Annotated in this window: 22 protein-coding genes and 1 pseudogene; 22 read left to right on the top strand and 1 reads right to left on the bottom strand. The window is 56.5% G+C overall.

Annotation, left to right across the window (positions count from 1 at the left end; translation table 11 throughout):
* Positions 1–119 precede the first annotated feature (119 nt).
* The 16 genes from BN3277_RS14410 (at position 120) to spoVM (ending at position 17,086) form a co-directional block, all read left to right on the top strand.
* Positions 120–2,015: a bifunctional homocysteine S-methyltransferase/methylenetetrahydrofolate reductase gene (locus tag BN3277_RS14410; RefSeq protein WP_059043754.1), complete on the top strand. Its 1,896-nt coding sequence runs from the start codon at positions 120–122 to the stop codon at positions 2,013–2,015.
* A 32-nt stretch (positions 2,016–2,047) separates the two neighbouring features.
* Positions 2,048–2,935 (top strand): YicC/YloC family endoribonuclease, encoded by an 888-nt coding sequence (locus tag BN3277_RS14405; protein ID WP_059043752.1) that lies wholly within the window; start codon positions 2,048–2,050, stop codon positions 2,933–2,935.
* Positions 2,936–2,990: 55 nt separating this feature from the next.
* Positions 2,991–3,251 (top strand): extracellular matrix/biofilm regulator RemA, encoded by a 261-nt coding sequence (remA, locus tag BN3277_RS14400; protein ID WP_018751582.1) that lies wholly within the window; start codon positions 2,991–2,993, stop codon positions 3,249–3,251.
* A 13-nt stretch (positions 3,252–3,264) separates the two neighbouring features.
* A complete protein-coding gene (gmk, locus tag BN3277_RS14395) occupies positions 3,265–3,843 on the top strand; it encodes a guanylate kinase (protein ID WP_059043750.1) in 579 nt (192 codons plus the stop codon).
* 51 nt (positions 3,844–3,894) lie between these two features.
* Entirely contained in the window at positions 3,895–4,119 is a 225-nt protein-coding gene (rpoZ, locus tag BN3277_RS14390; RefSeq protein WP_059043749.1) for a DNA-directed RNA polymerase subunit omega, read from the top strand.
* Between the two features lie 92 nt (positions 4,120–4,211).
* Complete coding sequence (coaBC, locus tag BN3277_RS14385) at positions 4,212–5,432, top strand: bifunctional phosphopantothenoylcysteine decarboxylase/phosphopantothenate--cysteine ligase CoaBC (RefSeq protein WP_059043747.1); 1,221 nt, start codon at positions 4,212–4,214, stop codon at positions 5,430–5,432.
* Positions 5,429–7,987 carry a primosomal protein N' gene (gene priA / locus BN3277_RS14380; RefSeq protein ID WP_059043746.1) on the top strand — a complete coding sequence of 853 codons (2,559 nt, stop codon included), beginning with the start codon at positions 5,429–5,431 and terminating at the stop codon, positions 7,985–7,987. The genes coaBC and priA overlap by 4 nt, the downstream gene beginning before the upstream one ends.
* Positions 7,988–8,100: 113 nt before the next feature.
* Complete coding sequence (gene def / locus BN3277_RS14375) at positions 8,101–8,583, top strand: peptide deformylase (RefSeq protein WP_059043745.1); 483 nt, start codon at positions 8,101–8,103, stop codon at positions 8,581–8,583.
* A gap of 10 nt (positions 8,584–8,593) precedes the next feature.
* Complete coding sequence (fmt, locus tag BN3277_RS14370; RefSeq protein ID WP_059043743.1) at positions 8,594–9,553, top strand: methionyl-tRNA formyltransferase; 960 nt, start codon at positions 8,594–8,596, stop codon at positions 9,551–9,553.
* Positions 9,550–11,091 carry a 16S rRNA (cytosine(967)-C(5))-methyltransferase RsmB gene (gene rsmB, locus BN3277_RS14365; protein ID WP_232436427.1) on the top strand — a complete coding sequence of 514 codons (1,542 nt, stop codon included), beginning with the start codon at positions 9,550–9,552 and terminating at the stop codon, positions 11,089–11,091. Before fmt ends, rsmB begins: the two co-directional genes overlap by 4 nt.
* A 155-nt stretch (positions 11,092–11,246) precedes the next feature.
* Positions 11,247–12,293 (top strand): dual-specificity RNA methyltransferase RlmN, encoded by a 1,047-nt coding sequence (gene rlmN, locus BN3277_RS14360; RefSeq protein ID WP_059043741.1) that lies wholly within the window; start codon positions 11,247–11,249, stop codon positions 12,291–12,293.
* 6 nt (positions 12,294–12,299) lie between these two features.
* The gene (locus BN3277_RS14355; RefSeq protein ID WP_059043739.1) at positions 12,300–13,073 is read left to right on the top strand and encodes a Stp1/IreP family PP2C-type Ser/Thr phosphatase; all 774 of its coding nucleotides are present in this window, start codon (positions 12,300–12,302) and stop codon (positions 13,071–13,073) included.
* Positions 13,070–15,229, top strand: a complete 2,160-nt coding sequence (gene pknB, locus BN3277_RS14350) for a Stk1 family PASTA domain-containing Ser/Thr kinase (protein ID WP_059043738.1) — start codon at positions 13,070–13,072, stop codon at positions 15,227–15,229. The genes BN3277_RS14355 and pknB overlap by 4 nt, the downstream gene beginning before the upstream one ends.
* Positions 15,230–15,261: 32 nt before the next feature.
* Positions 15,262–16,188 carry a ribosome small subunit-dependent GTPase A gene (rsgA, locus tag BN3277_RS14345; protein ID WP_059043736.1) on the top strand — a complete coding sequence of 309 codons (927 nt, stop codon included), beginning with the start codon at positions 15,262–15,264 and terminating at the stop codon, positions 16,186–16,188.
* A 4-nt stretch (positions 16,189–16,192) separates the two neighbouring features.
* Positions 16,193–16,867, top strand: coding sequence for a ribulose-phosphate 3-epimerase (rpe, locus tag BN3277_RS14340; RefSeq protein WP_059043734.1), 675 nt, complete (start codon positions 16,193–16,195; stop codon positions 16,865–16,867).
* A 138-nt stretch (positions 16,868–17,005) separates the two neighbouring features.
* Positions 17,006–17,086 carry a stage V sporulation protein SpoVM gene (gene spoVM / locus BN3277_RS14335; protein ID WP_036621610.1) on the top strand — a complete coding sequence of 27 codons (81 nt, stop codon included), beginning with the start codon at positions 17,006–17,008 and terminating at the stop codon, positions 17,084–17,086.
* 204 nt (positions 17,087–17,290) lie between these two features.
* Here spoVM and rpmB read toward each other — a convergent pair whose 3' ends face one another.
* Entirely contained in the window at positions 17,291–17,479 is a 189-nt protein-coding gene (rpmB, locus tag BN3277_RS14330) for a 50S ribosomal protein L28 (RefSeq protein ID WP_009225259.1), read from the bottom strand.
* 210 nt (positions 17,480–17,689) lie between these two features.
* Here rpmB and BN3277_RS14325 point away from each other — a divergent pair, with 210 nt between their 5' ends.
* The 6 genes and pseudogenes from BN3277_RS14325 (at position 17,690) to BN3277_RS14300 (ending at position 25,998) form a co-directional block, all read left to right on the top strand.
* Positions 17,690–18,049 carry an Asp23/Gls24 family envelope stress response protein gene (locus tag BN3277_RS14325; protein WP_059043732.1) on the top strand — a complete coding sequence of 120 codons (360 nt, stop codon included), beginning with the start codon at positions 17,690–17,692 and terminating at the stop codon, positions 18,047–18,049.
* 15 nt (positions 18,050–18,064) lie between these two features.
* Positions 18,065–19,837, top strand: a complete 1,773-nt coding sequence (locus BN3277_RS14320) for a DAK2 domain-containing protein (RefSeq protein WP_059043730.1) — start codon at positions 18,065–18,067, stop codon at positions 19,835–19,837.
* 25 nt (positions 19,838–19,862) lie between these two features.
* A complete protein-coding gene (locus BN3277_RS14315; protein WP_059043728.1) occupies positions 19,863–20,735 on the top strand; it encodes a DegV family protein in 873 nt (290 codons plus the stop codon).
* A 603-nt stretch (positions 20,736–21,338) separates the two neighbouring features.
* Positions 21,339–23,390, top strand: a complete 2,052-nt coding sequence (gene recG / locus BN3277_RS14310) for an ATP-dependent DNA helicase RecG (RefSeq protein WP_059043726.1) — start codon at positions 21,339–21,341, stop codon at positions 23,388–23,390.
* A gap of 202 nt (positions 23,391–23,592) precedes the next feature.
* A pseudogene (gene murQ / locus BN3277_RS14305) lies at positions 23,593–24,498 on the top strand (N-acetylmuramic acid 6-phosphate etherase); the annotation flags it as partial.
* Between the two features lie 48 nt (positions 24,499–24,546).
* Entirely contained in the window at positions 24,547–25,998 is a 1,452-nt protein-coding gene (locus tag BN3277_RS14300; protein ID WP_059043722.1) for a PTS transporter subunit EIIC, read from the top strand.
* Positions 25,999–26,100: the final 102 nt, after the last annotated feature.

The following is a 26,100-nucleotide window of genomic DNA, read 5'->3' as shown; positions in this document are numbered from 1 at the left end:
AACAGGGGGAAGAACGATACCTTATCATTCTGAGCGATTTATGATAAATTAATATGATAATAGTTTCGCCGGGTTCAACATCAGGCGATAAGACATCACGGCAGTCAGGGGGCAGAAGCATGAAACCGGATTTGCGTACGACTTGGGAACGCGAAATCATCGTCGGCGACGGAGCCATGGGGACATACCTGTACCAGTTGGGTTTCCCAGTCGGCATTTCTTATGAAGAATTTAATTTGCTGCGCCCGGACGTGATCGGCGACATCCACCGCCGTTATCTCGATGCCGGAGCTCGGTTGTTGGAAACCAATACGTTTTCGGCAAATTACTATAAATTGTCCAAATTTGGACTAGAGGCCAAGGTAGAGGACATTAACCGTACCGCGGTGCGGATCGCCAAGCAAGCGGCGGGGGAACGCGCATACGTAGCGGGAGCGGTGGGTTCCATCCGCGGCGGGAAGCGGGCGAATGTGACCGCCCAAGAGCTGGGGAGCTATTTCGAGCAACAGATCGCCGCCATGCTGACCGAAGGGGTGGACGCGCTGCTGTTCGAGACGTTCTACGACCTCGAGGAAATGCGCATTGCTCTGGGACGAGCCCGTAAGCTGTCGGACGTTCCGGTCATCTGCCAGTTCGCCGTGGATCAAATCGGACGCACGCTAGACGGATTTACAATCCCGGAAGCCTTTGGGATCCTGGCCCAGGAAGGGGCGGACGTGCTTGGCTTCAACTGTCATTCCGGTCCAAAAGGGATCATGGGGGTCATGGACGGCGTAGGTGGACCCCTGGACGTACCGATGTCCGTCTTCCCGAATGCAGGTTTGGCAGACTATGTCGATGGGGAATATGTATATGGAGCAACTCCGGAATATTTCGGTGAATGCGCCCGCGCTTTCGCCGACTTGGGGGCCAGAATCATCGGCGGATGCTGCGGCACGACGCCGGAGCATATCGCAGCCATGGCGAAGGCGTTTGAAGGATATACCATGACGCCTTTGGCGAAGGAGTCTAAGCTGCCCGAGCCTCGTTCGTCCGTAGCCGTGTCCCTGACCGAACGCCCGATGGCGGGAGATGTCGGCGAAGGGGGCCGCGAGCTGCCGACCTTAACCGAGCTCGTGAAAGAGCGGCATACCGTCATCGTCGAGCTGGATCCTCCGCGTGACCTGGACATCGGCAAATTCATGGAAGGCGCAGCCGCTTTGAAAGAGGCGGGCGTCGATGCGCTTACGCTGGCGGATAACTCGCTTGCCGTGACGCGCATGAGCAATATGGCGCTCGGCCATCTCGTCCAGTCTCAAATCGGCTTGAGACCGCTTGTGCATATCGCCTGCCGGGACCGCAACCTGATCGGCACGCAGTCGCATATGATGGGCTTTGATGCGCTGGGCATCGACCACGTACTCGCCGTGACGGGCGACCCGGCGCGCTTCGGCGACCTGCCGGGAGCCAGCTCGGTTTACGACTTGACGTCGTTTGAGATCATTCGCATGATTAAGCAGTTGAACGACGGGGTTTCTTTTTCCGGCAAGCCCTTGAAGCAGAAAGCCAAGTTCGTTGTTGGTGCCGCGTTTAATCCCAATGTAAAGCATCTGCATAAAGCGGTGGAGCGGCTGGAGAAGAAAATCGCCTCCGGTGCGGATTACATCATGACCCAGCCGGTGTACGATCCTGAGCTGATCGTAGCGATCAAGCAAGCGACGGCGCACTTGGACGTGCCGATCTTCATCGGTATTATGCCGCTGGCCAGCGGCAAAAACGCCGAGTACCTGCACAACGAGGTCCCTGGAATCCAGCTGTCCGATGGCGTCCGCAAGCGGATGGAAGGACTGCAGGGCGAAGAGGGAAGGGCGATGGGCGTTGAGATCGCGAAAGAACTTCTGGATACGGCGATGGAGCATTTTAACGGGATTTATCTCATGACGCCGTTTATGTTCTACGAGATGAATGTCGCCTTGATGAATTATGTCCGAGAGAAGTCCAAACGGGGCTCGGCCCACTTGTCTCGGTTCACATAATCAATTACAATAGGGTAACGGATGTGATGCCTATGTCGCACAGTATGACAGGGTACGGTGGGGCCGTCAGATCATATGGCGGTTACGTCGTCCAATTTGAAATCAAGTCCGTCAATCATCGGTACGCCGAAGTCGTCCTGCGGATGCCGCGGGAATGGACGTGCTATGAGGACGGATTGAGGCGTCTGGTTCAGCGCCATATCAAACGGGGACGCATTGATGTATACATCAGCAAAGAACGCGATGAATCCGGTGCCCTTCCTTACGTATTGAACCGGCCGGTCGTCGAGGCGTACCTGAAGGCAGCCGGAGAGCTTGCCCAGCATTACGGGGTCGACGCGAAGTTAAGTGCCAGGGATCTGCTGTCCCTGCCGGACGCCTTATCGGCGCCCGCGGAGATGACGTCCACAGGTACTGCCGAACCCGATTGGGAGCAGGTATTGAGCGAAGGCCTGGAGGAAGCCTTGATTGGGCTTCTCGGGATGCGGGAGCGGGAAGGAAAGCATTTGGCCGACGATTTGGGTCAGCGGCTGCAACGGCTCGAGGCAATTCACGGCGAGTTGGTCCGATTGGCTCCGGAGGTCGTAACCGAATACCGGAACCGTCTGAAAGGGCGGTTGGCCGAACTGCTGGACGGGAACTATGACGAGCAGCGATTTGCGATGGAAGTGGCTGTGTTTGCCGACCGGTCCAACATCGATGAGGAGCTGATTCGCCTGAAGAGCCACTTCGAGCAGTGTCGCAGCCTGCTGCAGGCATATGAACCGGTAGGCCGCAAGCTGGATTTTCTAATACAGGAAATGAACCGGGAAACCAATACGATCGGATCTAAAGCCAATCATTTGGCTCTCGTCAACCTGGTCGTCGAGATGAAGGCAGAGCTGGAGAAGATCCGCGAGCAAGCGGCGAATCTCGAGTAAGCTATCCTGAATCGGCACCGGGTGAGTCAAGCAAATTAGGGGGAACTACCTGAACATGGCAATTAAACTTATTAACATCGGCTTCGGAAATATCGTATCGGCCAACCGGATCATTTCGATCGTCAGCCCGGAATCCGCGCCGATCAAGCGGATCATTCAGGAGGCGAGAGATCGCCACATGTTGATCGACGCTACCTATGGGCGGCGGACGCGCGCCGTGATTATCACGGACAGCGATCACGTGATTTTGTCGGCGGTGCAGCCGGAGACGGTCGCTCATCGTTTGTCCACCAAAGATGAAGACAACGACGAATAAAATGGAGAGAGATATGTCTAAAGGGTTACTTATCGTATTGTCCGGACCATCCGGCGTTGGCAAAGGCACGGTATGCACCGAGCTGCGCAAGCGGATGCCGGAGCTGGTTTATTCCGTTTCAGCCACCACACGGCAACCTCGGATGGGGGAAGAGAACGGCGTTAACTATTTTTTCAAAAGCCGCGAGCAGTTCCTGGAGATGATTGAGAAAGACCAGCTCCTGGAATATGCGGAATACGTCGGCAATTATTACGGAACTCCCCGCGATTTCGTGGAGGAGACGCTGGATGGCGGGAAAGATATTATTTTGGAAATCGAGGTTCAGGGGGCGCTCAAGGTCAAGGAGAAATTCCCACAAGGCGTGTTCGTGTTCCTGCTTCCGCCGTCGCTCGATGAGCTGAAGGGCCGGATCCAAGGCCGGGGAACGGAGAACCAGGCGACGATCGATCACCGCATGAGCGTAGCGGCCCACGAGATCGGACTGATGGAGAATTATGATTACGCCGTCGTCAATGACGAAATCGATTTGGCCTGCCAAAGAATACAATCCATTATCATCGCCGAACACTGCAAAATCAGAAAGTCGTGCTAATGACACGCTTCCTGGAGCGATGAGTCTAAATAAGAAGAGGTGTTTTTGAACATGCTGTATCCATCGATTGACAAAATGCTCGGAAAAGTCGGCAGCAAATATTCTTTGGTTGTTGCGGCTTCCCGTCGTGCCAGACAGCTGCGCGAAGGGGATAAAAGCGATTTGAAACAGCCGAAATCGCATAAACAAGTGGGCATTGCCCTCGAAGAGATCTACGGCGACTATGTCAAGCTGAAGCCGCAGGACGTAGAGCCAGAAGAGAACCTCAAAGACTAGAGAACATCACATATACGAAAGGCCTCCGGGCTTCTTTTTACGACAACCGCGAGGTTGTTATTTTTTTCGTTTAGGGAAAGGGAGGGGTAGCGATGTTAAAGGGGAAAAAGGTTCTTTTAGGTGTGACTGGCGGCATTGCCGCGTTTAAGGCAGCAGCTTTGTGCAGCAAACTGGTAAAGGAAGGCGCGGAGGTCCGCGTCATCATGACCCAATCCGCAACCAAATTCATCACGGAATTGACGATGCAGGCGTTATCGAAAAATTTCGTATACACCGACACCTTTGACGAGAAGCATGCCGAATCGATTGCGCACATCAACCTGGCCGATTGGGCCGATCTGGTGCTGGTTGCTCCGACTACAGCGAACATCATCGGCAAAATGGCGGCGGGCATCGCGGATGAGATGCTCTCCACGACGCTGCTGGCAACCCAGGCACCGATCATGCTGGCACCGGCGATGAATGTGCACATGTATGAGCACCCGGCGGTGGTTCGCAATATGGCGGAGCTGACGGCGCGCGGCGTCATGATGATCGAGCCTGGCGAAGGCCTCTTGGCGTGCGGATATGTTGGGAAAGGACGGATGGAGGAGCCGGAGTCGATCGTCCAGGTGGTGAAGGATTATTTTGAACGGGAAGCCCGCATTTCGCAAAAGCCTTTGGCCGGCAAGAAGGTTGTCGTCACCGCCGGAGGTACTGTGGAGCGGATTGACCCGGTGCGCTATATCACCAACGATTCCTCGGGAAAAATGGGCTTCGCCATCGCCAAAGCGGCGCAGCGCCTCGGTGCAGAGGTCGTACTGATCGCCGGGCATACGCAGGTGGAGCCCCCGGTTGGCATTCCGGTCACCCGCGTGAATTCGGCTCAGGACATGTTTGAAGCAGTGCAGGCGGTATGGGCGGATACCGACATACTGGTGAAGGCTGCCGCCGTGGCGGACTATCGGCCGAAGGAAGCGGCTGTGCAGAAAATCAAAAAGCATGAGGATTCGTTTGTGCTGGAGCTTGTGAAAAATATCGATATCCTGGAAACGCTGGGCCAGCAAAAAACAACGCAGTTCCTGATCGGCTTTGCGGCCGAAACGGAAAACGTGGAGCAGCACGCCCTAGATAAGCTAAAACGCAAAAACTGCGATCTTCTGGTGGCGAACGATGTGACCGCGCCGGGGGCGGGGTTTGGTTCCGAAACCAACATCGTAAACATCTACGATGCGTCCGGTTTAGTTCGATCCGTGCCGCAGATGACCAAGGATGAGGTCGCGCTGCAGATCCTGGAGCTGGCTGGCGAGCGTTTGGCGGGAATGAACCGATGACTTACCGCATGGCCAAAGTAATCGTCGATGTGCCGAGCCGGGAAACCGATCGGCCCTTTGACTATTTAATCCCTGAATCGATGGCCGGCTGGATCGAGGTGGGCAGCCGGGTGGGCGTTCCGTTTGGGCGCCGGACGGTTCAGGGGTTTGTTGTTTCCCTGCATGAGCAGCCGGAGATGGATCGGGCGCGGATGAAGCCGATTCAGGAGCTGCTTGACATGATGCCGCCGCTGCCGCCGGACTTGGTGGAATTGGCGGAATGGATGAGCCGTAAGTATGCCTGCAGCCTGATCGCAGCGCTGCAAGCGATGATTCCGGCGGCGTTGAAAGGTAAGGCCGAGCGATACATACGCGTGGCGGATACAGAAGCTGCGGCAGAAGAGGCCTCGTCGTCCGGAATGGATGGCGAGGGTCATCTGTTTGCGCTGCCGCGCCTGTTCACCCCGGAGGAAGAGGAGATCCTGAGGTTCGTCCGGGCTTCCGACTCCGTTACGATGAACCAGCTAGGCACTAGGTATCCGGAAGCCGCCGGCTTGATTAAAGATATGCTGGCTCGGGGCGTGCTGACGGAAAGCCAGGCGATCAAGGACAAGGTACGCAAGAAGACGGTCAAAACTGTTGCGGCTGCCGTGAGCGGTCAGGCGGCGCAGGAGGCGCTGGCTTCTTTTGGTCCGCAGGCGCGCAGGCAGAAGGAAGTGCTGGAATACTTGCTAGAGGTGGGGCTGCCGCTGTCATTGCAGGAGCTGTTGTCGACGCTGCAGGTGACGGCCGGAACGGTGAAGAAGCTGGCGGAGAAGGGATTCGCCGTGATCGAGGACGTCGAGGTGTTCCGCGATCCGTACCAGGGCCGGCGCTTTCAAGGCAGCGTGCCGCTGACCCGCACGCCGGAGCAAGAGATCGTTTACCGCCGCCTGGCGGAAACGCTGGACGAGGAACGGCATGAGGTGTTTCTGCTGCACGGCGTTACCGGTAGCGGCAAAACGGAAGTCTATTTGCAGACGATCGAACGCTGCATCGCTTCCGGACGTCAGGCGATCGTGCTGGTGCCGGAGATTTCACTGACCCCGCAAATGGTTGAGCGGTTTAAGGGGCGTTTTGGCGCCAAGGTGGCGGTGATGCACAGCCGCCTGTCTACCGGCGAACGTTACGACGAATGGCGCAAAATTCGCGAAGGCCGCGTGGAAGTGGCGATTGGTGCGCGCTCGGCTATCTTCGCCCCATTCAGCCGCCTGGGCCTGATCGTGATGGACGAGGAGCATGAAACCTCTTACAAGCAGGAGGAGACGCCAAAGTATCACGCCCGCGACGTGGCGGTTAAGCGTGCTCGCCAGCACGGGGCGGCCGTGATTCTGGGTTCGGCCACGCCGTCGCTGGAGAGTTACCATGCGGCACGTTCGGGTGGCGGTGATCACGGGGAGTTTGCCCCGGTCCTGCTGGAAATGAAGCAGCGTCCGGCTGGTAGCCAGCTGCCCGGCGTTCAGATCGTCGATATGCGCGAGGAGCTGAAGGAAGGCAATCGCTCGATGTTCAGCCGCGCGCTGCATCAAGGTATCGCCGCCCGGCTGGAGCGCGGGGAGCAGACCGTACTGCTGCTGAATCGGCGCGGATATTCCACCTTCGTGATGTGCCGGACCTGCGGGTACGTGGCGGGCTGTCCGGATTGCGACATTTCGCTGACCTATCATCAGAAGTCGAACAACCTGCGTTGTCATTACTGCGGGTATGCCGAGGTGGCGCCGTCAGTCTGTCCGGAATGCGGCAGCGAGCATATCCGCTACTTTGGAACCGGAACCCAGCGGGTGGAGGGAGAGCTGGCCAAGCTGTTTCCCGGCATCCGCGTCATTCGCATGGACGTGGACACCACCAGCGAGAAAGGGGCCCATGAGAAGCTGCTGCAAGCTTTTCGCGAGAAAAAAGGCGATGTCCTGCTGGGTACGCAGATGGTCGCGAAGGGGTTGGATTTTCCCGACGTCACGCTGGTTGGCGTGATTGCGGCGGATACGGCGCTGAACTTCCCCGATTTCCGTTCGGCGGAGAAGACGTTCCAGCTGCTGACACAGGTGGCCGGCCGCGCAGGGCGGCATCAGCTTCCCGGGGAAGTGTTTATCCAATCCTATATGCCGGAGCATTATTCGATCGTTCACGCCAGCGGCCACGATTATTTGTCGTTTGTTCGCGAGGAGCTGAAAACGCGCAAAACACTGCACTATCCGCCGTACAGTCGGCTGATTCTGGTTACGCTGTCGCATGAGAAGCTGCCGTTGCTGCTGCGGATGGCGGAGAATTTTGCCGGTGATCTGCGGGTCAAGGCTCAGCGGCAAGGTTGGTTCGGCAGCCTGGACCGGTTTGCGCCGGCGGCTCTGGACATTCTGGGCCCGGTGGCTTCGCCGATTCCGCGCATTAAGAACCGTTACCGGTTCCAGTGTATGGTGAAATACCGCGGCGACCTGGATGCGGTGGGACTGGTCCGGGAGACGGCGGCGGCGACGTTGGACCAGTTGCGCGATGCGCTGCTTCAGATCAGCATCGATGTTGATCCGCAAATGCTAATGTGATGTAATGAGGGCTTGAAATGATCCATTTTTTATCCGATGGCATATATTTGGGATAGAATAGGGAAAAGAGCAATAGAAACTAGCAAAGTGAAGACGGGAAAGGGAGTGCCATCATGGCGATTCGGATCATCGTAAAGGAACCGGATGAAGTGCTGCACCAGGTAGCCAAGGAAGTGAAAAAAATTACGCCCAACATTCAGAAGCTGTTGACCGATATGGCGGATACGATGTATGACGCCGAAGGCGTGGGTCTGGCAGCTCCGCAAATCGGCATCCTCAAGCGAGTGATCGTGGTGGATGTTGGGGATGAACATGGACTGATCGAGCTGGTCAATCCAGAGATCGTATCCACGGAAGGGGAACAATTCGGACCGGAGGGATGCCTCAGCATTCCAGGGTATCGCGGAGATGTTCGCCGGGCGATGACGGTCACGGTGAAAGGGCTGGACCGCAACGGCAAGGAAGTGACTTATACAGGCTCCGAGCTGTTGGCGCGAGCATTTCAGCATGAAATCGACCATTTGAACGGCGTTTTGTATACGGACGTGGCAGAAAGAGTGTACGAGATTACCCCTGAAGGTGAAGAGAAGGAGTGAGTATCGCCCGATGAATATCGTATTTATGGGGACGCCGGCGTTTGCGGTGCCTTCGCTGGAGGGCTTGCTGCGCGAAGGATACAACGTCGTAGGTGTCGTCACGCAGCCGGATCGGCCGCAGGGCCGGAAAAAGGTACTGACGCCAACGCCGGTGAAGGAAGCGGCTTTGCGCCATGGCCTTCCCGTGCTGCAACCCTCGCGGATGCGTGCGTCGGAGGCGGTGGCGGAGGTTGCCGCGCTGCAGCCGGATTTGATCGTGACCGCGGCGTACGGCCAAATTCTGCCGAAAGGCGTGCTGGATCTGCCGCAGTACGGCTGCCTGAACGTGCATGGCTCGCTGCTGCCGAAATACCGCGGCGGGGCACCGATCCAACGGGCGATTATTAACGGTGAGAAAGAGACGGGGATCACCTTAATGTATATGGCCGAAGGACTCGACACCGGCGATATGATCGCCAAGGCGGTGGTGCCGATTGACGATGAAGATACGTCAGGCACGTTATTCGAGAAGCTGAGTGAAGCCGGGGCGCGGCTGCTGCTGGAGCAGCTGCCGCTGATCCTTGACGGCAAGGCGGCACGTATTCCGCAGAACGATGCGGAATCAACCTATGCGCCAAATTTGACGCGGGAGGATGAACGCCTCGATTGGAGCGCAACCTCGCGGCAAATCTATGATCGCGTGCGGGGGCTGGTGCCTTTTGCCGGCGGGTTTACGACCTGGAACGGCGAAGTGTTCAAGGTCTGGGCGGTGGCTAAGCCTGCGGAAAGCGGAGCGGCTGCGGGGGGCGAGCCGTCGACGGGCGGACAAGCGCCGGGGACGGTGCTGGAGCTTGCGGCGCAGGGGATTAAAGTAAAAACCGGCGATGGCTTCGTATGGCTCACCCGGGTTCAGCCTGCCGGGAAAAAGGCGATGGAGGCCGGCGAATTCATCCGCGGCGGCGTGATGAGTGTCGGGACGGTTCTGTCATGAGCGGCGCAAGGAAGGGACCGGGCTCCGGAGTGGGATCCGGTTCAGGATCGGGCTCGGGCGGCGGTAAAGGATCGGGCTCAGGCGCGAGAGCGGCTGGACAAGCCGGACGCGGCAGAGGGCCGGTTCGCTCGTCCGGAGCCTCGGCTTCGTCTGGCGGCGGTCGCCACGGGGCGGGCGCATCAGCTCGCAGCGTGGCACTGCAGGTGCTGACTGCCGTGGAGCAGGAAGGGGCATACAGCAATTTGCTGCTGAATGGAGCGCTGCAAAAGTCCGGATTAACCGGACCGGACGCAGGTCTCGCGACCGAGCTGGTCTACGGCACCATCCAGCGGCTTAATACGATCGACTATTTTCTTGAACCGTTTGTGACGAAGGGGTTGGCCAAATTAGCGCCTTGGGTGCGCAATTTGCTGCGGCTTAGCTTCTACCAGCTGCATTATCTGGACCGGATTCCTCCGCATGCAGCAGTAAATGAAGCGGTGAACCTAGCTAAAAAGAAGGGGCATCAAGGCATTTCCGGCATGGTGAACGGCGTGCTTCGCAACGTGCTGCGCCGGAAGGAGGAGCTGCGTTTGCCGGAGGGGCTGGACCCCGTGCGGCGCATCGCGCTCGAGCATTCCCATCCGGAGTGGATGGTCTCGCTCTGGATTCAGCAATACGGCGAAGCTGCGGCGGAGGCGATTTGTCGCGCCAACAATGAGCCGCCTTCGGTCAGCGTGCGGGTCAATCGGACGAGAACGAGCCGGGATGAGGAGCTGCAACATATGGCGGAGCAGGGGCTGCACGCCTCGGCCTCGCCGATCTCGCCGGACGGCATCGTGGTCCATAGCGGCGGCAATATGGCGCTGACCTCCTGGTACCGGGAAGGACGGATTTCCGTACAGGACGAAAGCTCCATGCTGGTGGCCGAGGCGCTGGACCCGCAACCGGGCATGGCCGTGCTGGATTGCTGCGCCGCGCCCGGAGGCAAGACCTGCCATATCGCCGAGATCATGGAGGGCCGCGGCCGGGTGCTGGCGAACGACATCCATCCGCACAAAGCGAAGCTGATCGAGGATCATGCGCTGCGATTAGGGCTGGACAATGTCGAGACATTGTCGGGCGACGCCTTGCAGTTGGCTGAACGGCTGGATGCGGCCTCCTTCGACCGGATTTTGCTGGATGCCCCATGCTCCGGGCTTGGCGTCATCCGGCGCAAACCGGATTTGAAGTGGGCGAAAACGCCGGGGGACGTCACGGAGATCGCCGGCGTTCAGCGAGCATTGCTCGATTCCGTGAGTGGATTGCTTAAACCGGGCGGTCTCCTCGTTTACAGCACCTGCACGATCGAGCCGTGTGAAAATGCCGAGAGGGTCGCCTCCTTCCTGAGCCGCCATCCGGAGTTTGAGCTGGCGGACGAACCGGCCGGCTGGAAGGGGCGGGCGTCCTTGGAAGTGGCCGCGGGCCGGGTGGAGACAGGACTGCAAATCTTGCCGCAGGACGCCCATTCGGACGGATTTTATATCGCCCGGCTGCGCAAGAAGTTCGAAGGAAACTAACGACAGGAGAGGTCAAGCGGCCGCCGTGATCGGCGGGCTTGGCCTTTTTGCGCGGCCGCGCTGCGGCGGACGACTTTAGTCGGAAGGCGATTTATGTTAAAATGGGAAGAATGAGTAGGGATATTCAGAATTTAAATATGGACAGGTGTGTGAAAATGAAACCTTTTATATATGATTATACGTTGGAAGAATTACAGGAATGGGCCGTTTCGCAGGGGGAACCCGCGTTTCGCGGAGGCCAGATCTTCGATTGGCTGTACGTGAAGCGCGTCAGCTCCTTTGAAGAGATGACTAACCTGTCTAAACCGCTCCGGCAGAAGCTGACCGACGAATTTGCGTTCGTTACGCTGCAGGAGATCACCAAGCTGGAATCGAAGGACGGGACGGTAAAGTTCCTGTTCGGATTACATGATGATCATGCGATCGAAACGGTCATCATGAAGCATAACTACGGCAACAGCATCTGCGTAACCACCCAGGTCGGCTGCAAAGTGGGCTGTACGTTTTGCGCCTCGACGCTTGGTGGCTTAAAGCGTAATCTGACGCCGGGAGAAATCGTCGCCCAGGTCGTACAGGCGCAGAAAATCCTCGATACCCGAGGGGAACGCGTCAGCAGTATCGTCATCATGGGAACGGGCGAACCGTTTGAGAATTATGATGCCACGATGAAATTTTTGCGGATTATGATCCACGAAAAGGGCTTGAACATCGGACAACGGCATATTACTGTATCAACGAGCGGGATTGTCCCGAACATTTACCGGTTTGCGGACGAGAACACGCAAATCAACTTGGCGATCTCGATTCACGCGCCAAACGACGCGCTCCGCTCCAAGCTGATGCCGGTGAACCGGCGCTTTCCATTTGACGACGTGATGGAGTCGCTGCGTTATTATATCGCCAAAACCGGCCGCCGTATCACGTTCGAATACGCGCTGATCGGCGGGGTGAACGACCAGCCGGAGCATGCGGAGGAACTGGCCGGCGTGTTGAAGGATATGCTGTGCTACGTCAATCTGATTCCGGTGAACTATGTGCCGGAGCGGAAATACGTGAGAACGTCACGGAACGATATTTTTCAATTTCAGCGCATACTGGCGGACAACGGCATTAATGTAACGATCCGCCGCGAGCAAGGCCATGATATTGCCGCGGCCTGCGGGCAACTGCGGGCGAAGCACATGGAGTCTGGTGCGAGGTGAGTAAATGTGATGAATTGTGTTTATGTGAGTGATGTGGGACGAGTCCGTTCCGTCAATGAAGATTGCACGTGGGTAGACCAGTTGGAGTCGGGATACACGCTGGCGATCGTCGCGGACGGAATGGGCGGCCACCAAGCCGGGGATATTGCCAGCCGGATGGCGGTGGACACCATCATCGGGGATCTGGGAGCATTGCCGACGGGATTGTCGGCGGAGGCTTGCGGCGAAGAATTGAAGAAAGCGATTCTTCACGCGAACGAAGCCGTGTTCCGCCAAGCGACGGAGCATGCGGAATACCACAACATGGGCACGACGGTCGTCGCCGGGATCTTTGCCGGTAACGACGGGATCATCGCCCATATCGGCGACAGCCGGGCCTACCATTACCGGCATGGCCAGATTGTCCAACTGACGGACGATCACTCGCTGGTCAACGAGTTGCTCAAGAGCAAGCAGATCAGCGAGGAGGAAGCGACGGTCCATCCGCATCGCAATGTCGTGACCCGCGCGCTGGGTACCGACGAGCGGGTGGAGGTCGACCTGAACCGGGTGTCGCTGGAGCCGGGGGATATTTTGCTGCTCTGCAGCGACGGGCTTAGCAATTATGTGACGCCGGAACAAATGGCTCTGACGCTTGGCTCGGACGATCTTGGATTGCAGGGTCGCGCCGATCACTTGCTCCAGCTGGCGCTCAATGCGGGAGGCGACGATAACATCAGCGTCGCTCTACTGGAACAACATGAGGATGCCGGGTCAGGCACAAAGGAGTGGAATTCATGATCGGACACGAATTGGGCGGTCGTTATCAAATCATCGAACGGATCGGCGGAGGGGGCATGGCGCTGGTATATAAAGCGCAGGACCTGCTGCTGAACCGCTACGTGGCTATCAAGGTGCTGCGTCAACAATTTGTGAATGACGAGGAATTTATTCGGCGTTTCCGCCGGGAGGCCCAGTCTGCCGCATCCTTGTCGCACCCGAATATCGTCAGCGTGTATGACGTCGGACAAGAGGACGAAGTCCATTATATCGTCATGGAGTACGTTGAAGGACAAAACTTAAACGAAATCATTAAGGAACGCGCTCCGTTGCAGGTCGACGAGGCCGTCCGCATCGCATCGCAAATCGCCGATGCGCTGGATCATGCCCATCACAATCAAATCATTCATCGCGATATTAAACCTCATAACATCTTGATTGGGCGAAACGGACGCGTTAAAGTGACCGATTTCGGGATCGCGCGCGCCGTCACATCGGCGACGATTACGCAGACCGGCTCGGTGGTCGGATCGGTGCATTATTTCTCGCCGGAGCACGCCAAAGGCGTGGCTACCGGAGAGAAATCCGACTTGTATTCGCTGGGGATCGTGTTATATCAAATGCTGACAGGCCGGCTGCCGTTCCTTGGCGAAAGCCCGATCAGCGTAGCGCTGAAGCATCTGCAAGAGCAATTCGACGAACCGCGGGCAGTGAACCCGATGATTCCGCAAAGCGTGGAGAATATCATTCTCAAATCGATGCGCAAAAATCCAAGCGAGCGGTATCAATCTGCCAAGGAGATGCTGCGCGACTTGGAAACCTGCCTGCTGCCGGAACGAAGAACGGAATCCAAACTGGCCTTTATTGAAGATCATGACGAAGACAGCACGCGGATCATTCCGGCAATCCGGCCGCAAAATCAAGGTTCACCGGCAGGTTCTTCCAAACTGTCTCGCGACGGTCGCGATGGCGGAGTGATGGTAGAGGAACGGGACAGCGCCCAGAAGAAAAAGGTTTCGGGCAGGCCTGCGCTCTGGGTCAGCTTGACCCTGGTCGTTCTGCTCGCATTGGCCGGCGTGGCCTGGTACGTTACGAGCTTGGTTACTGTACCTGAGGTTGCGGTTCCGAACGTGCTTAACCTGGAAGAGAAAGAGGCGATTCAGGCGCTGACCGATAAAGGTATCACCGTCGGGGATATCACTCGGGAATACAAGGAAGGTGTAGACGAGGGGATCGTTTATGAGCAGAGCAAGCCAGAGGGGACGATGGTGAAGGAAGGATCAGCGGTCGACCTGAAGGTCAGTATTGAGAAGCCGCTCAGCCCGATGCCGGAGTTAACGGGAACCTATGATGACGCGCTGCAACAACTCAAGAAGCTTGGTGTAGACCAGGCTCGCGTGACGAAAGTGGAGGAAAATAACGCCGAGGTTGAGCCGGGCATGATCATCAGCCAATCGCCGGAAGCCGGTGAGGAATTTGATCCGGAGACGGTGAATGTCGTGCTGAAGGTCAGCAAAGGACCGTCTGAGGTGAAAATGCCGGATCTCGTGAACAAGACGCAGGCGGAAGCGGAAAAATTGATCCGGGACGCAGGACTGGAGTTGGCTGAGGACGGGATCAAGGAAGAGCCAAGCTTTGAGGTCGATGCGGGTAAAGTCACGAAACAGTGGCCTTACTCTCCGGATGAGCTGGTGGCACCGGGTTCAAAAGTGACCTTGTTTATCAGCACCGGGTATCCGCCGGAGGCGATCAACTATACGTTCCAGGTACCGGCCGCGCCGGCACAGGAAGGCCAAATCAGCAAATACTCGATCGTTTACGGGGATGCTCGAGGCGAAGGCCGCGAATGGGGTACGCAAAAGGTAGGTAAAGCGCAGTATCTCGCGGTTGACCTCGTTCTGGCGCCGAACAAGAACGGGTATGTAACCGTAACGCGCGACGGCGTCGTACTGGATACTTACCCAATTTCGTACATCGATGCGAAGCAGGGGACCGTTCCGGTACCGCAATTCCCGGATACCGGCGGGACCGATGAAGATACGATGGATATGAATTCGGGCGATAACCCGCCTGATACCGGCATGATTCTGTCCGGCAAACTGGCTTCGCTCCAGAACGAGCAAGGTTCAGTGAACGGAAAAGGAAAGGCGGGCAAACGAAACAAACATGGCAATTAAGTCAGTCCGATACGAAAGCGAGGCCGTCATCTATGCCTGAAGGCTTGATTGTGAAGGCATTAAGCGGTTATTACTACGTGAAGCCGGCGACAGCGCAGGGCGGGGCTACGGACGGGGCAGCGGATGCCTACGTCCAGTGCCGTGGCCGCGGGATTTTTAAGAAACGGGGCGAGAGCCCGCTGGTGGGCGATCGAGTGATCTATTCCCCAACCGAAAACGGGGAAGGCACCGTCGATGAGATTTTACCGCGGGAAACCGAGTTGATCCGTCCGCCGATCGCCAACGCCAAGCTGGCTGTGCTGCTGTTCTCACTGCGGGAGCCGGATCTGAACCTGCAGCTGCTGGACAAGTTTCTGGTGCATATCGAACACGCCGGTCTCAAGGCGCTGATCTGCCTCACCAAAGAGGATTTGCTGGGAGAGGACGGAGCGGAAGATACGCCCGAAATCATTAACCAGGTCAAAGCGTTGTACGAATCTATCGGTTACGACGTTATCGTGACCAGCTCGGTGACCGGGATGGGGACCGAGGAAGTGAAATCCCGTTTGGCTGGAGAAATCAGCGTTTTCTCGGGTCAATCGGGGGTCGGGAAATCGTCGCTCCTCAACGCCATGCTCGGGTTATCGCTGGAGACCAGTGAAATCAGCTTGAGGCTGGGCCGGGGGCGTCATACGACGCGGCATGTCGAGCTGATTGAACTGGAGAACGGCGGGTATGTGGCTGATACGCCAGGCTTCAGCCAGCTGGATTTCCTGGAGCTGGGTGTAGAGGAGCTGTCCACCTGCTTCCGTGAGTTTGCGGAGTATGCGGAAGGCTGTAAATTCCGCGGCTGCAGTCATCTGCATGAGCCGGGCTGCAAAGTAAGAGAGGCTGCGGACAAAGGCGAGATCGCCGCCAGCCGTTATGAGCATTACGTACAGTTCCATGGTGAGATGAAGGAGAAGAAGCGGAGGTATTGACGTCATGAGCAACAACATCTATATTGCGCCGTCGATTTTGTCGGCCGATTTCGCCAAGCTGGGGGAGGAGGTCGCCGACGTCGAGCGGGGAGGCGCCGATTGGCTGCATGTGGACGTCATGGACGGACACTTCGTACCGAATCTGACGTTTGGGCCGCTGGTGATGCAGGCGATTGCTCCGCAAACCAAGCTGCCGTTGGACGTCCATCTGATGATCGAGAAACCGGAGGAGTACGTTCCAGCCTTCGCTAAAGCAGGCGCGCATCTTATTACCGTCCACGCCGAAGCCTGTGTGCATCTGCACCGGGTGTTGCACCTGATCAAGGAGCACGGGGTTAAGGCGGGGGTGGCGATCAACCCGGCTACGCCGGCTTCGGCCGTTCGCGAGGTGCTGGAGGACGTGGATCTCGTCCTCGTCATGACGGTAAACCCCGGCTTTGGCGGACAAGCGTTTATTCCGGGCACGCTGCGCAAGATTCGTCAGCTCAAAGCCTGGAAGGATGAACTGGGCCTTAGTGATTTGCGGATCGAAGTGGACGGCGGGATCGCGGCGGCAACAGCGCCGCTGGTTGTGGAAGCCGGGGCGGATGTCCTGGTTGCCGGAAATGCGGTGTTTGGCCAAGCCGACCGCCGCGCCGCGATGGCAGAAATCCGCGAGAGCCTGGCCGGATTGGCATAGGCGCATCAAGATGCGCATACATTGGTTACATGAGCGAAGGTTCTCATGTAGCCTTTTTTTTGTGGCGGGAATACACGGGTAAATGACATCAAACATAGAATATGGGTGAAGGCATGAGCACGATGGGGAGGGTGAACGATGAAATTTTACACATTCAAGCTGCCTAAGTTTTTGGGAGGATTCGTTAAGGCGGTACTGAACACGTTTCACAAGAACTAGCGGGCGGGGCCTGAGAACCCGCCCCAAGCAGCGAAAGGGCGCGCCTGGCGGTTCCCGCCATGAAAGGAATGCCTAGGCCGCAGCTATCCATGCAGTTGGCGTTAGCCTTTTTGGCGGCAATTATTACCAGCTCCTAAGAAAAAAGCGCAGTAAAAAAGCACCTCATAGGAAAAGGTGCTTTTTGTCTATAGTTCGTCCCGTCCGTTACACGCGGGTCACTTTACCGGATTTCAAAGCCCGAGTGCTGACGTATACGCGTTTCGGTTTGCCGTCTACCAAGATCCGGACCTTCTGCACGTTTACGCCCCAAGAGCGCCGATTGCGATTGTTTGCGTGAGATACATGGTTACCGCTGCCTGGCTTTTTGCCAGTCACATAACATTTGCGAGCCATTCATTACACCTCCTGTTCCAGTACACACTGTCTTGAAAATAACAGTTTCTCTTTAAATCACGGTTATTGACAATACTTAAATATAATATCACAGTAAAAAAAGCCCCGTCAACAGATATTGACGCTGGACTCTTTTATTTATTTCTCTCTGTTCTTATAGTACAATATAGTTTAGTCCATAATAATTTCTATGGAAGGAGTGAGGTTGGCGTGGCTGTAAATCTTACGACCGAATATGGACGAATCGATATTTCGGAGGAAGCCATCAAGGTTATCGCCGGATCGGCCGCCATGGAGTGTTATGGACTGGTAGGAATGGCAAGCCGAAAACAGTTGAAGGACGGCATTGCCGAATTGCTGGGGCGAGAGAACTTGGCCCGGGGTGTGGAAGTGAACCTGGATAATCATCGATTAGCTATTCATCTTTATATTATAGTCAGTTATGGCACGAAAATTTCCGAGGTCGCACACAACATACAGCTCAAAGTGAAATACGTATTAAATGAAATCGTTGGACTCGAAGTGGATCAGGTGAATATCGTAGTCCAAGGCGTACGCGTATCAAGCTAGGAAGGGGAATTTTCATTGAGTAAGCGTTCTTTAACTGGAACAGATTTCACCGCTATGGTATTGGCAGGTGCACAGCGGCTGACGGAGCATGCTGAACACGTCAACTCTCTGAACGTATTTCCGGTTCCCGATGGGGACACCGGTACGAATATGAATTTGACGATGACCGCCGGCGTAACGGAACTGAAGAATCACGGAACCGGAGGTTTGGGCAGCAGAGCCGCTACGTTATCCAAAGGCCTCCTGATGGGCGCACGCGGGAACTCGGGCGTGATCTTGTCTCAGCTGTTCCGCGGATTTGGCCGTTATGCGGCTTCATTGGAGGAAATGAATACGGCTCAATTTGCCTCCGCTTTGCAAAGCGGGGTGGATACGGCTTATAAAGCGGTCGTCAAACCGGTCGAAGGTACGATCCTGACGGTGGCGAAGGAAGCTGCCAAGCATGCCGTTTATTATTCGCGCAGAACAACGGATATCACGGAGTTGATGACCGAGGTGCTGGCCAAAGCGAAGGAAGCGCTTGCGAACACGCCGGAGTTGCTTCCGGTGTTGAAACAGGTTGGCGTTGTGGATTCGGGTGGTCAAGGACTCGTTTATATTTATGAAGGATTTTTGCAGTGCTTGACTGGCGGAGCAAGCAGCGAAGCAGCAGCAACGCTGGGACAAGCCCCCGCGACTATTGCCAAACCAGAGTTTCATACGCAAGTGGCTGTACCGGTACATGTTCCGGCTTCGGCTCAAGCCAAGCTGGAAACCGAGGATATCGAGTTCTTGTACGACATGGAATTTTTCATTAATCGAAAAATCGGTGAAGTCAAGGATGCCAATTTCGATGAGGATCAGTTCCGGAAAGCGCTTTCGGTCAATGGGGATTCGATCATCGTGATCGCGGACGACGAAATTATCAAAGTCCACGTTCACTCGAAAACGCCGGGCGACGTGCTGAATTTGGCGCTCCGTTACGGTGAAATTACGCAAATTCATATTTTGAATATGCGCGAGCAGCATCGCGATCTGTTGATTGCGGGGATGGATGCAGCGCCGATGCCGGAGTTGTTTGCTGAAATCCCGGCAGAACCGGCCCGTCCGGTAGATCCGGCTGGTTTGCCGGCCGATGAACTGGCGCCTTACGGCTTTATCGCCGTCGCTTCAGGTCAAGGGATCTCGGAGATCTTCACCAGCTTGGGCGTGGATGTCGTTTTGTCCGGCGGGCAGACGATGAACCCAAGCACCGAGGATTTCGTGAAGGCGATCCAGTCGATCTCCGCTCAACATGTGTTTGTGTTGCCGAATAACTCCAATATTATTTTGGCCGCGCAGCAAGCGCGTGATTTGCTTGAAGGGGAACGCAGCGTGACGGTGATCCCTAGCAAGAGCATTCCGCAGGGGATTGCCGCAGCGTTTGCTTTCCAAGAGGAAGAAAGCGTAGAAGCCAACGAAGATAACATGCAGAACGCCGTGCACCACGTGAAAACGGGGCAAGTCACGTATGCGGTCCGCGATACAACGTTCGACGATTTGGAAATTACGGCCGGCCATTATATCGGTATCGCCGATTCCAAAATTGTAGCCACCGAAGAAGGCCTGCTGGATACCAGCCGGGGGTTGCTGGCCAAAATGCTTACTGGCGGCGATGAAATCGTAACGGTTCTGGCCGGCGAGGAAGCCGACGGAGAGATGACGGACGCGTTGGTAGCCTGGATTCATGAGGAATATCCCGACGTTGAAGTAGAGGTCCATAACGGCGGACAACCGATTTATTATTATTTATTTTCGGTAGAATCCTGATCCCTATGAGAGGATGAAGATACCTATGAATCAGGCTGTCATCATTGCCGATAGTACGGCGGATATCCCGCAGGCGACTGTTTCGGAATACGGTATTCACATCGTGCCGATGCGGCTGGCCTTTGGGGATCAATCTTTCCTCGAAGGCATCGACATCACGGCGGAAGAGTTCTACGATAAGTTGACGAAGTCGAAGGACCTGCCAACGACGTCGCAGACCTCTCCCTCCCAATATGTGGAGGTGTACCGCAACTTGCTGGCGGCCTATCCCGGGTCGCCGATCATTTCGATCCACATCTCCTCGGGCATGAGCGGGACTTATCAGTCCGCGGTGCTCGCCAAGGAGATGCTGGAGGAGGAACTAGGCCATTCGGTAGACGTCACGGTCATCGACTCGCTATGCGCAACGTACGGCTTTGGCCTTCAGGTTGTGCATGCCGCGCGGATGGCGAAGCAAGGGGCTTCGGTTGAAGAGATTAAGGCAGAGGTTGAGCGGTTAGGAAAAGCGCGGCGGTTATATTTTCTCGTCGATTCGCTGGAATACCTGCAAAAAGGCGGACGGATCGGCAAGGCCGCGGCCATTCTGGGCACGCTGCTGAACATCAAACCGATCCTGTCGGTAGACCAGGAAGGCGTGATTTATGCCGTCGATAAAGTCCGGGGGCGCAAGAAGGCGGTGGCCCGGGTCATCGAGTTGTTTGTGAATGATTTTGGCGGGGTGAAGGACATCAACGTCGCTGTTTGCGATTGCGTGAATCCGGAAGGCTCCGAGGAGATCCTGGAGATGCTCCGCGAACACTTTACGCTGCACGAGGTCGTCCGCACCAGTATCGGCGCGGTTGTCGGCACGCACGTGGGTCCGGGTACGGTGGCCACGTTTATTTGGCCGGCGAAGTGATTGGGGTTGGGGTGAACCTCAAACTGGCGATGTTGGAAGAAGCACTGGTATGGCTTGGGCAGCGAACCTAACGGGATGGACCGTAACGTGGACTTAACGGACCGTAAAGACCTTATTTGCTTATTTCCCGGCCATTTCCCGCGCTAACGGACCTCAGAGACCTTATTTGGCACATAGGACAGTCATTTGGTTGTTTTTGTCCGAAATAAGGGCCTCTCGGTCCGTTAGAAACGGAAGTTGCCGGGAAACGGGCGAATAACGTCCCTGGTGTCCGTTAGGTTGGACGGAGCGTACGTTTTGGGTACGTGAGCAACGGAGGGACCGGCTGAATTCAAGATTCGCTGCCGAAATGGCTCCTTTGCCTTAACTTCGTGCTCCGAAGATGCCTTTTTGAGCGACCGTTTCAATAGAGGTTCAAAAAGGCGGGTTTGGAGCACCAAGAAGGTTGGATGAAGCTAGGGAGTGAGTAGCGGAGCGTACGTTTTGGGTACGTGAGCAACGGAAGGACCGGCTGAGTTCAAGATTCGCCGTCGAAATGGCTCCATTGCCAGAGCTTCGTGCTCCGAAGATGCCTTTTTGAACGACCTCTTAAAAAGTGGGGGGATGAAGTTGGATTTACATAACATCCCCGTAAAGCAAGTCAGCGGCGTGAGCGCTCTTAAACAAGAAGAGCTTCACGCCTTTGGCATCTTTACGGTGAATGATTTGATCGAATATTATCCGTTCCGGTACGAGGACTACCGGCTGCGCTCCCTGACGGAAGTAAAGGATGGGGACAAGGTGACGGTGCAGGCGAAAATCATGGGCCTCCCGGTGCTGCAGCGGTACGGGCGCAAATCCCGTCTGACCTGCAAAATGGTCGCGGAGGACTGGATGTTTACGGCGACTTGGTTTAACCGCCATTTCCTTAAGGACCAGTTGACCACGGGGCGGGAGATTATCCTGACCGGCAAATGGGACATGCGCCGCAGCCAGCTTACCGTAACGGAGTCAGAGTTCCCCGATCGCGGGACGCTGCGCAGCGGCAGCCTGCAGCCGGTGTACTCTGTCGGCGGCAAAATTACACAGCAGTGGATACGCAAAACGATTGGTCAAGCGCTGCTGCAATACGGGGAGATGATCCCGGAGAACCTGCCGCCCGAGCTGCTGCGTAAGTACGACCTAATGCCTCGCAAGGCGGCGATTCTGCGACTGCATCAGCCGCAGGACAACGAGGAGGGCCAACTCGCTCGGCGTCGCATGGTGTACGAGGAGCTGTTCCTGTTCCAGCTTAAGCTGCAAGCCTACCGGGCGATGAACCACGATCGCATGGACGGGGTGGCGCATGTCGTCGATAACGCCACGATCCGGGAATTCGTGCGCAGCTTGCCGTTTGAGCTCACCGATGCGCAGAAGAAGGTGGAGCTGGAAATCCTCCAGGATATGCGCTCGCCTTACTGCATGAACCGGCTGCTGCAGGGGGACGTTGGTTCCGGCAAGACGGTGATCGCTGCGATCGCGTTGTATGCGGCGGTGAAGTCGGGGCACCAGGGAGCCTTTATGGTGCCGACGGAAATTTTGGCCGAGCAGCATATGCGTTCGCTGACCCGGCTGTTTGAGCCGTTTGGCATTACGGTGGGCCTGTTGACCGGCAGCGTAACGGGGCGTAAGCGCAAGGATCTGCTGGGCTCGCTGCAAATGGGGATCACCGACATCGTTGTTGGCACACATGCGCTGATTCAGGAGGACGTGTTTTTCCGCTCGCTTAGCTTGGTGGTTACCGACGAGCAGCATCGGTTTGGCGTCAACCAGCGCAGTATTCTGCGGCGCAAAGGCTTTAACCCTGACGTGCTGACGATGACGGCAACGCCGATTCCGCGCACGCTGGCGATTACCGCCTTTGGCGACATGGACGTTTCGACGATCTCGGAGCGGCCGAAGGGGCGCAAGCCGATCACGACCTATTGGGTGAAGCACAGCATGATGGACCGTGTGCTTGGCTTTATTGAGCGGGAGGTGTCGCAAGGCCGGCAGGCCTACGTGATCTGCCCGCTCATCGAGGAGTCGGACAAGCTGGACGTGCAGAATGCCATCGACCTGTACGTATCGATGCAGCAGGCGTTCCCGAACATGAAAGTGGGGCTGCTGCACGGCCGGATGACGGCCGCCGAGAAGGACGAGGTCATGCGCGAGTTCTATGAGAACGAGGTGCAGCTGCTCGTCTCGACGACCGTGGTTGAGGTCGGCGTCGACGTGCCCAATGCCACGCTGATGATCGTGATGGACGCCGACCGGTTCGGCTTGTCCCAGCTCCATCAGCTGCGCGGGCGCGTGGGCCGGGGGGAGCACGCCTCGTATTGCGTGCTGATCGCCGATCCGAAGTCGGAGGTGGGTCAGGAGCGGATGAAGGTCATGACCGACACGGACGACGGCTTCGAGGTGGCAAGGCGGGACCTGGAGCTGCGCGGTCCCGGGGATTTTTTCGGCACGAAGCAAAGCGGTGTGCCGGATTTTCGCGTCGCGGACATGGTCAGCGACTACGCGGTGTTGGAGGCGGCGCGGGACGACGCCGCCCAGCTGGTGGCGGGCGAGGCCTTCTGGACGTCGCCCGAATACGACCCGCTGCGGGATTATCTGCGGCGGGAGCAGGTTTTTCAAGGCGAGTTGATCGATTAGCATAACTGAAAGCACAGAAAGCAAGAATAGAACCGTTCGCGGGAGACGCGGGCGGTTCTTTTTTGCGCCTAAAGCCATCAAAAGTGACATGGTCTGAAATATAATTTCATGTAAAAAATAATATATTGAAATAATATCTCAACTGGATTATAATCGAGTCGAAAACGATCACAACTAGGATGAACACACACAAAGGAGAGTAACTGATATGCTGGAAAATCTGACTACCGAGGCGAGAAACGAGCGAACGATGCGCTTGGATGAAATGGGTGTGACCGAGCTGCTGACGGTGATGAACGAAGAGGACGCCAAAGTAGCCGGGGCAGTAAGTAAGCAGATTCCGAAAATTGCCGAGGCCGTGACCGTCATCACGGAGTCTCTCCGTAAAGGGGGCCGGCTGATTTATATGGGAGCCGGTACGAGCGGACGGATCGGGTTGCTGGATGCGGTGGAGTGTCCGCCGACGTTTGGCACTTCTCCGGAGCAGGTGGTAGGCCTTATCGCCGGCGGAAGCAACGCTTTTATCAAAGCCGTTGAGGGAGCGGAGGATCGGGCCGAGCTGGGAGCGACAGATTTGCAGCAGCTTGGGCTTACCGCTAATGATGCGGTGGTCGGGCTGGCCGCCAGCGGGCGTACACCTTACGTGATCGGCGGATTGGAATACGCCAAGCGGATCGGTGCCAAGACGATCAGCATCAGTTGCAACAAGCATGCGGCGATCAGCGCCATCGCAGGCATCGCGATCGAGATTGAAAACGGTCCCGAAGTGTTGACCGGATCCACCCGGCTCAAGGCGGGAACTTCGCAGAAGCTGGTTTGCAATATGTTGTCTACGGCATCGATGATCGGCCTAGGTAAGGTGTACGGCAATTTGATGGTTGACGTTCAGCCCACCAATGAGAAGCTGGCGGATCGGGCCAAGCGGATCGTGATGGAGGCCACCGGCTGCGATGCCGCAACCGCGGAGAACAGCTTGCACCTGGCCGAAGGGAAACCGAAACCGGCGATTTTGATGATTTTGACGGGATGCACGTATGAGGTAGCCTTGGAGAAATTGGAGCAGAACCAAGGGTTTATCGGTAAGGCTGCGAAGTCTGCGATGCAGTGAAGAAGAAGAATCAAGCAAGACCATCCCATAGAGGCAGGAGGCTTCCCAATGAGCAAATTTGAAATTATGGCGAAACGGATCCTGGAATCCATCGGTGGTTCCGACAATGTGGAGCAATTTACAAACTGCATGACCCGGTTGCGTGTCTCGGTCGTGGATCGCAGCCGGATCGACGAAACCGGGCTCAAACAGATCGATGGGGTACTTGGTGCGGTGGATGACGAGACGTATCAGATTATTCTGGGGCCGGGTGTTGTCAACAAGGTAGCCGAGGAATTTGGCAAGCTTCTTCAGGCGGAGGGGCACGGCGGCTACGGGGCAGCGGATGGCGACCAAACGGCGCCGCTCCGCAAAGGCTCGGAGATCAAAGCGGAGCTCAAGCAGAAGAACAACACGCCGTTCAAAAACTTTCTGCGAAAAATCGGCAACATCTTCATTCCGCTGATTCCCGCATTGGTGGGAGCGGGGATTATCAACGGGATTGCCGGTCTGATCAACAACCTGGTGACCTCCGGCAACGCCGCAGACTGGCTGCTTACGCTCCAACCGATTATTAGTGTGATTGGCTCGGCATTCTTCGGCTATTTGACGATCTTCGCCGGGGTGAACGCGGCGAAAGAGTTTGGAGGGACGCCTGCGCTTGGCGGTGCCGTGGCCGCAATCATTGTGGCACCGGCGGTGGCGAATATCTCCTACACCTATCCCTTGTTTGGTGAAATTAAGCTAAATGCAGGGCAGGGCGGAATCATCGGGGCGATTTTGGCCGCAGGATTGATCTCTTTGCTGGAAAAATGGATCCGGAAACGGATGCCGGCTGCGATTGATATCATCGTTACTCCTACCATTGCGTTGCTCCTTGCCGGCTTGGTTACCGTGTTCTTCCTGATGCCGGTCAGCGGCATTATCTCCCAGGGCATCGGACAGGTCACAACCTGGCTGCTAGCCCACGGCGGACCGCTATCCGGTTTTGTCCTAGCTTCGCTGTTCCTGCCGCTGGTCATGTTCGGCTTACACCAGGCGCTTATTCCGATTCATGCCGAATTGATTTCGCAGGTCGGATACACGGCCTTGTTGCCGATCCTGGCGATGGCGGGGGCGGGGCAGGTTGGCTCGGCGATCGCCATTTACATCAAGCTGAAGCATAACACACGATTGCGCAACATGATCAAAGGGGCGTTGCCCGTCGGATTCCTCGGAATCGGCGAACCGCTCATTTATGGGGTCAGCTTGCCTCTGGGCCGGCCGTTTGTGACCGCTTGTCTCGGCGGTGGGTTTGGCGGCGCTGTGCTGGGCTTGTTCGCGATGACGGGGAACTTCGTCGGTTCGGTAGCGATCGGTCCTTCCGGTCTCGTTCTGATCCCGCTGATTCAAGGACCGATGGGAATTGGCATGACGATTCTCGGTTACTTATCCGGTTTGATCATCTCCTATGTGGCCGGCTTCTTTCTTACGTATTTCTTTGGTTTTACAAAGCAGATGCTTATAGAGCATAATAGATAATATCAGCCAGCAGAGGAACGTTTGGCGGCCTGATTCGGGCCGCCGCGTTTCTTTTGCGTTTACGGAAACGGCGGCGGCAGACGGATTGGGAAATACGGAGGG

The organism is Paenibacillus rubinfantis, assembly GCF_001486505.1.
Classification (GTDB): domain Bacteria; phylum Bacillota; class Bacilli; order Paenibacillales; family Paenibacillaceae; genus Fontibacillus; species Fontibacillus rubinfantis.
The sequence above is the reverse complement of the archived record's forward strand: the minus strand, read 5'-3'. Positions and strand labels throughout refer to the sequence as shown.

Excerpts from the sequence above, each read along its gene's own strand:
- BN3277_RS14410 (WP_059043754.1), top strand. The coding sequence starts at position 120 with ATGAAACCGGATTTGCGTACGACTTGGGAACGCGAAATCATCGTCGGC.
- BN3277_RS14405 (WP_059043752.1), top strand. The coding sequence starts at position 2,048 with ATGTCGCACAGTATGACAGGGTACGGTGGGGCCGTCAGATCATATGGC.
- remA (WP_018751582.1), top strand. The coding sequence starts at position 2,991 with ATGGCAATTAAACTTATTAACATCGGCTTCGGAAATATCGTATCGGCC.
- gmk (WP_059043750.1), top strand. The coding sequence starts at position 3,265 with ATGTCTAAAGGGTTACTTATCGTATTGTCCGGACCATCCGGCGTTGGC.
- rpoZ (WP_059043749.1), top strand. The coding sequence starts at position 3,895 with ATGCTGTATCCATCGATTGACAAAATGCTCGGAAAAGTCGGCAGCAAA.
- coaBC (WP_059043747.1), top strand. The coding sequence starts at position 4,212 with ATGTTAAAGGGGAAAAAGGTTCTTTTAGGTGTGACTGGCGGCATTGCC.
- priA (WP_059043746.1), top strand. The coding sequence starts at position 5,429 with ATGACTTACCGCATGGCCAAAGTAATCGTCGATGTGCCGAGCCGGGAA.
- def (WP_059043745.1), top strand. The coding sequence starts at position 8,101 with ATGGCGATTCGGATCATCGTAAAGGAACCGGATGAAGTGCTGCACCAG.
- fmt (WP_059043743.1), top strand. The coding sequence starts at position 8,594 with ATGAATATCGTATTTATGGGGACGCCGGCGTTTGCGGTGCCTTCGCTG.
- rsmB (WP_232436427.1), top strand. The coding sequence starts at position 9,550 with ATGAGCGGCGCAAGGAAGGGACCGGGCTCCGGAGTGGGATCCGGTTCA.
- rlmN (WP_059043741.1), top strand. The coding sequence starts at position 11,247 with ATGAAACCTTTTATATATGATTATACGTTGGAAGAATTACAGGAATGG.
- pknB (WP_059043738.1), top strand. The coding sequence starts at position 13,070 with ATGATCGGACACGAATTGGGCGGTCGTTATCAAATCATCGAACGGATC.
- rsgA (WP_059043736.1), top strand. The coding sequence starts at position 15,262 with ATGCCTGAAGGCTTGATTGTGAAGGCATTAAGCGGTTATTACTACGTG.
- rpe (WP_059043734.1), top strand. The coding sequence starts at position 16,193 with ATGAGCAACAACATCTATATTGCGCCGTCGATTTTGTCGGCCGATTTC.
- spoVM (WP_036621610.1), top strand. The coding sequence starts at position 17,006 with ATGAAATTTTACACATTCAAGCTGCCTAAGTTTTTGGGAGGATTCGTT.
- rpmB (WP_009225259.1), bottom strand. The coding sequence starts at position 17,479 with ATGGCTCGCAAATGTTATGTGACTGGCAAAAAGCCAGGCAGCGGTAAC.
- BN3277_RS14315 (WP_059043728.1), top strand. The coding sequence starts at position 19,863 with ATGAATCAGGCTGTCATCATTGCCGATAGTACGGCGGATATCCCGCAG.
- recG (WP_059043726.1), top strand. The coding sequence starts at position 21,339 with ATGAAGTTGGATTTACATAACATCCCCGTAAAGCAAGTCAGCGGCGTG.
- BN3277_RS14300 (WP_059043722.1), top strand. The coding sequence starts at position 24,547 with ATGAGCAAATTTGAAATTATGGCGAAACGGATCCTGGAATCCATCGGT.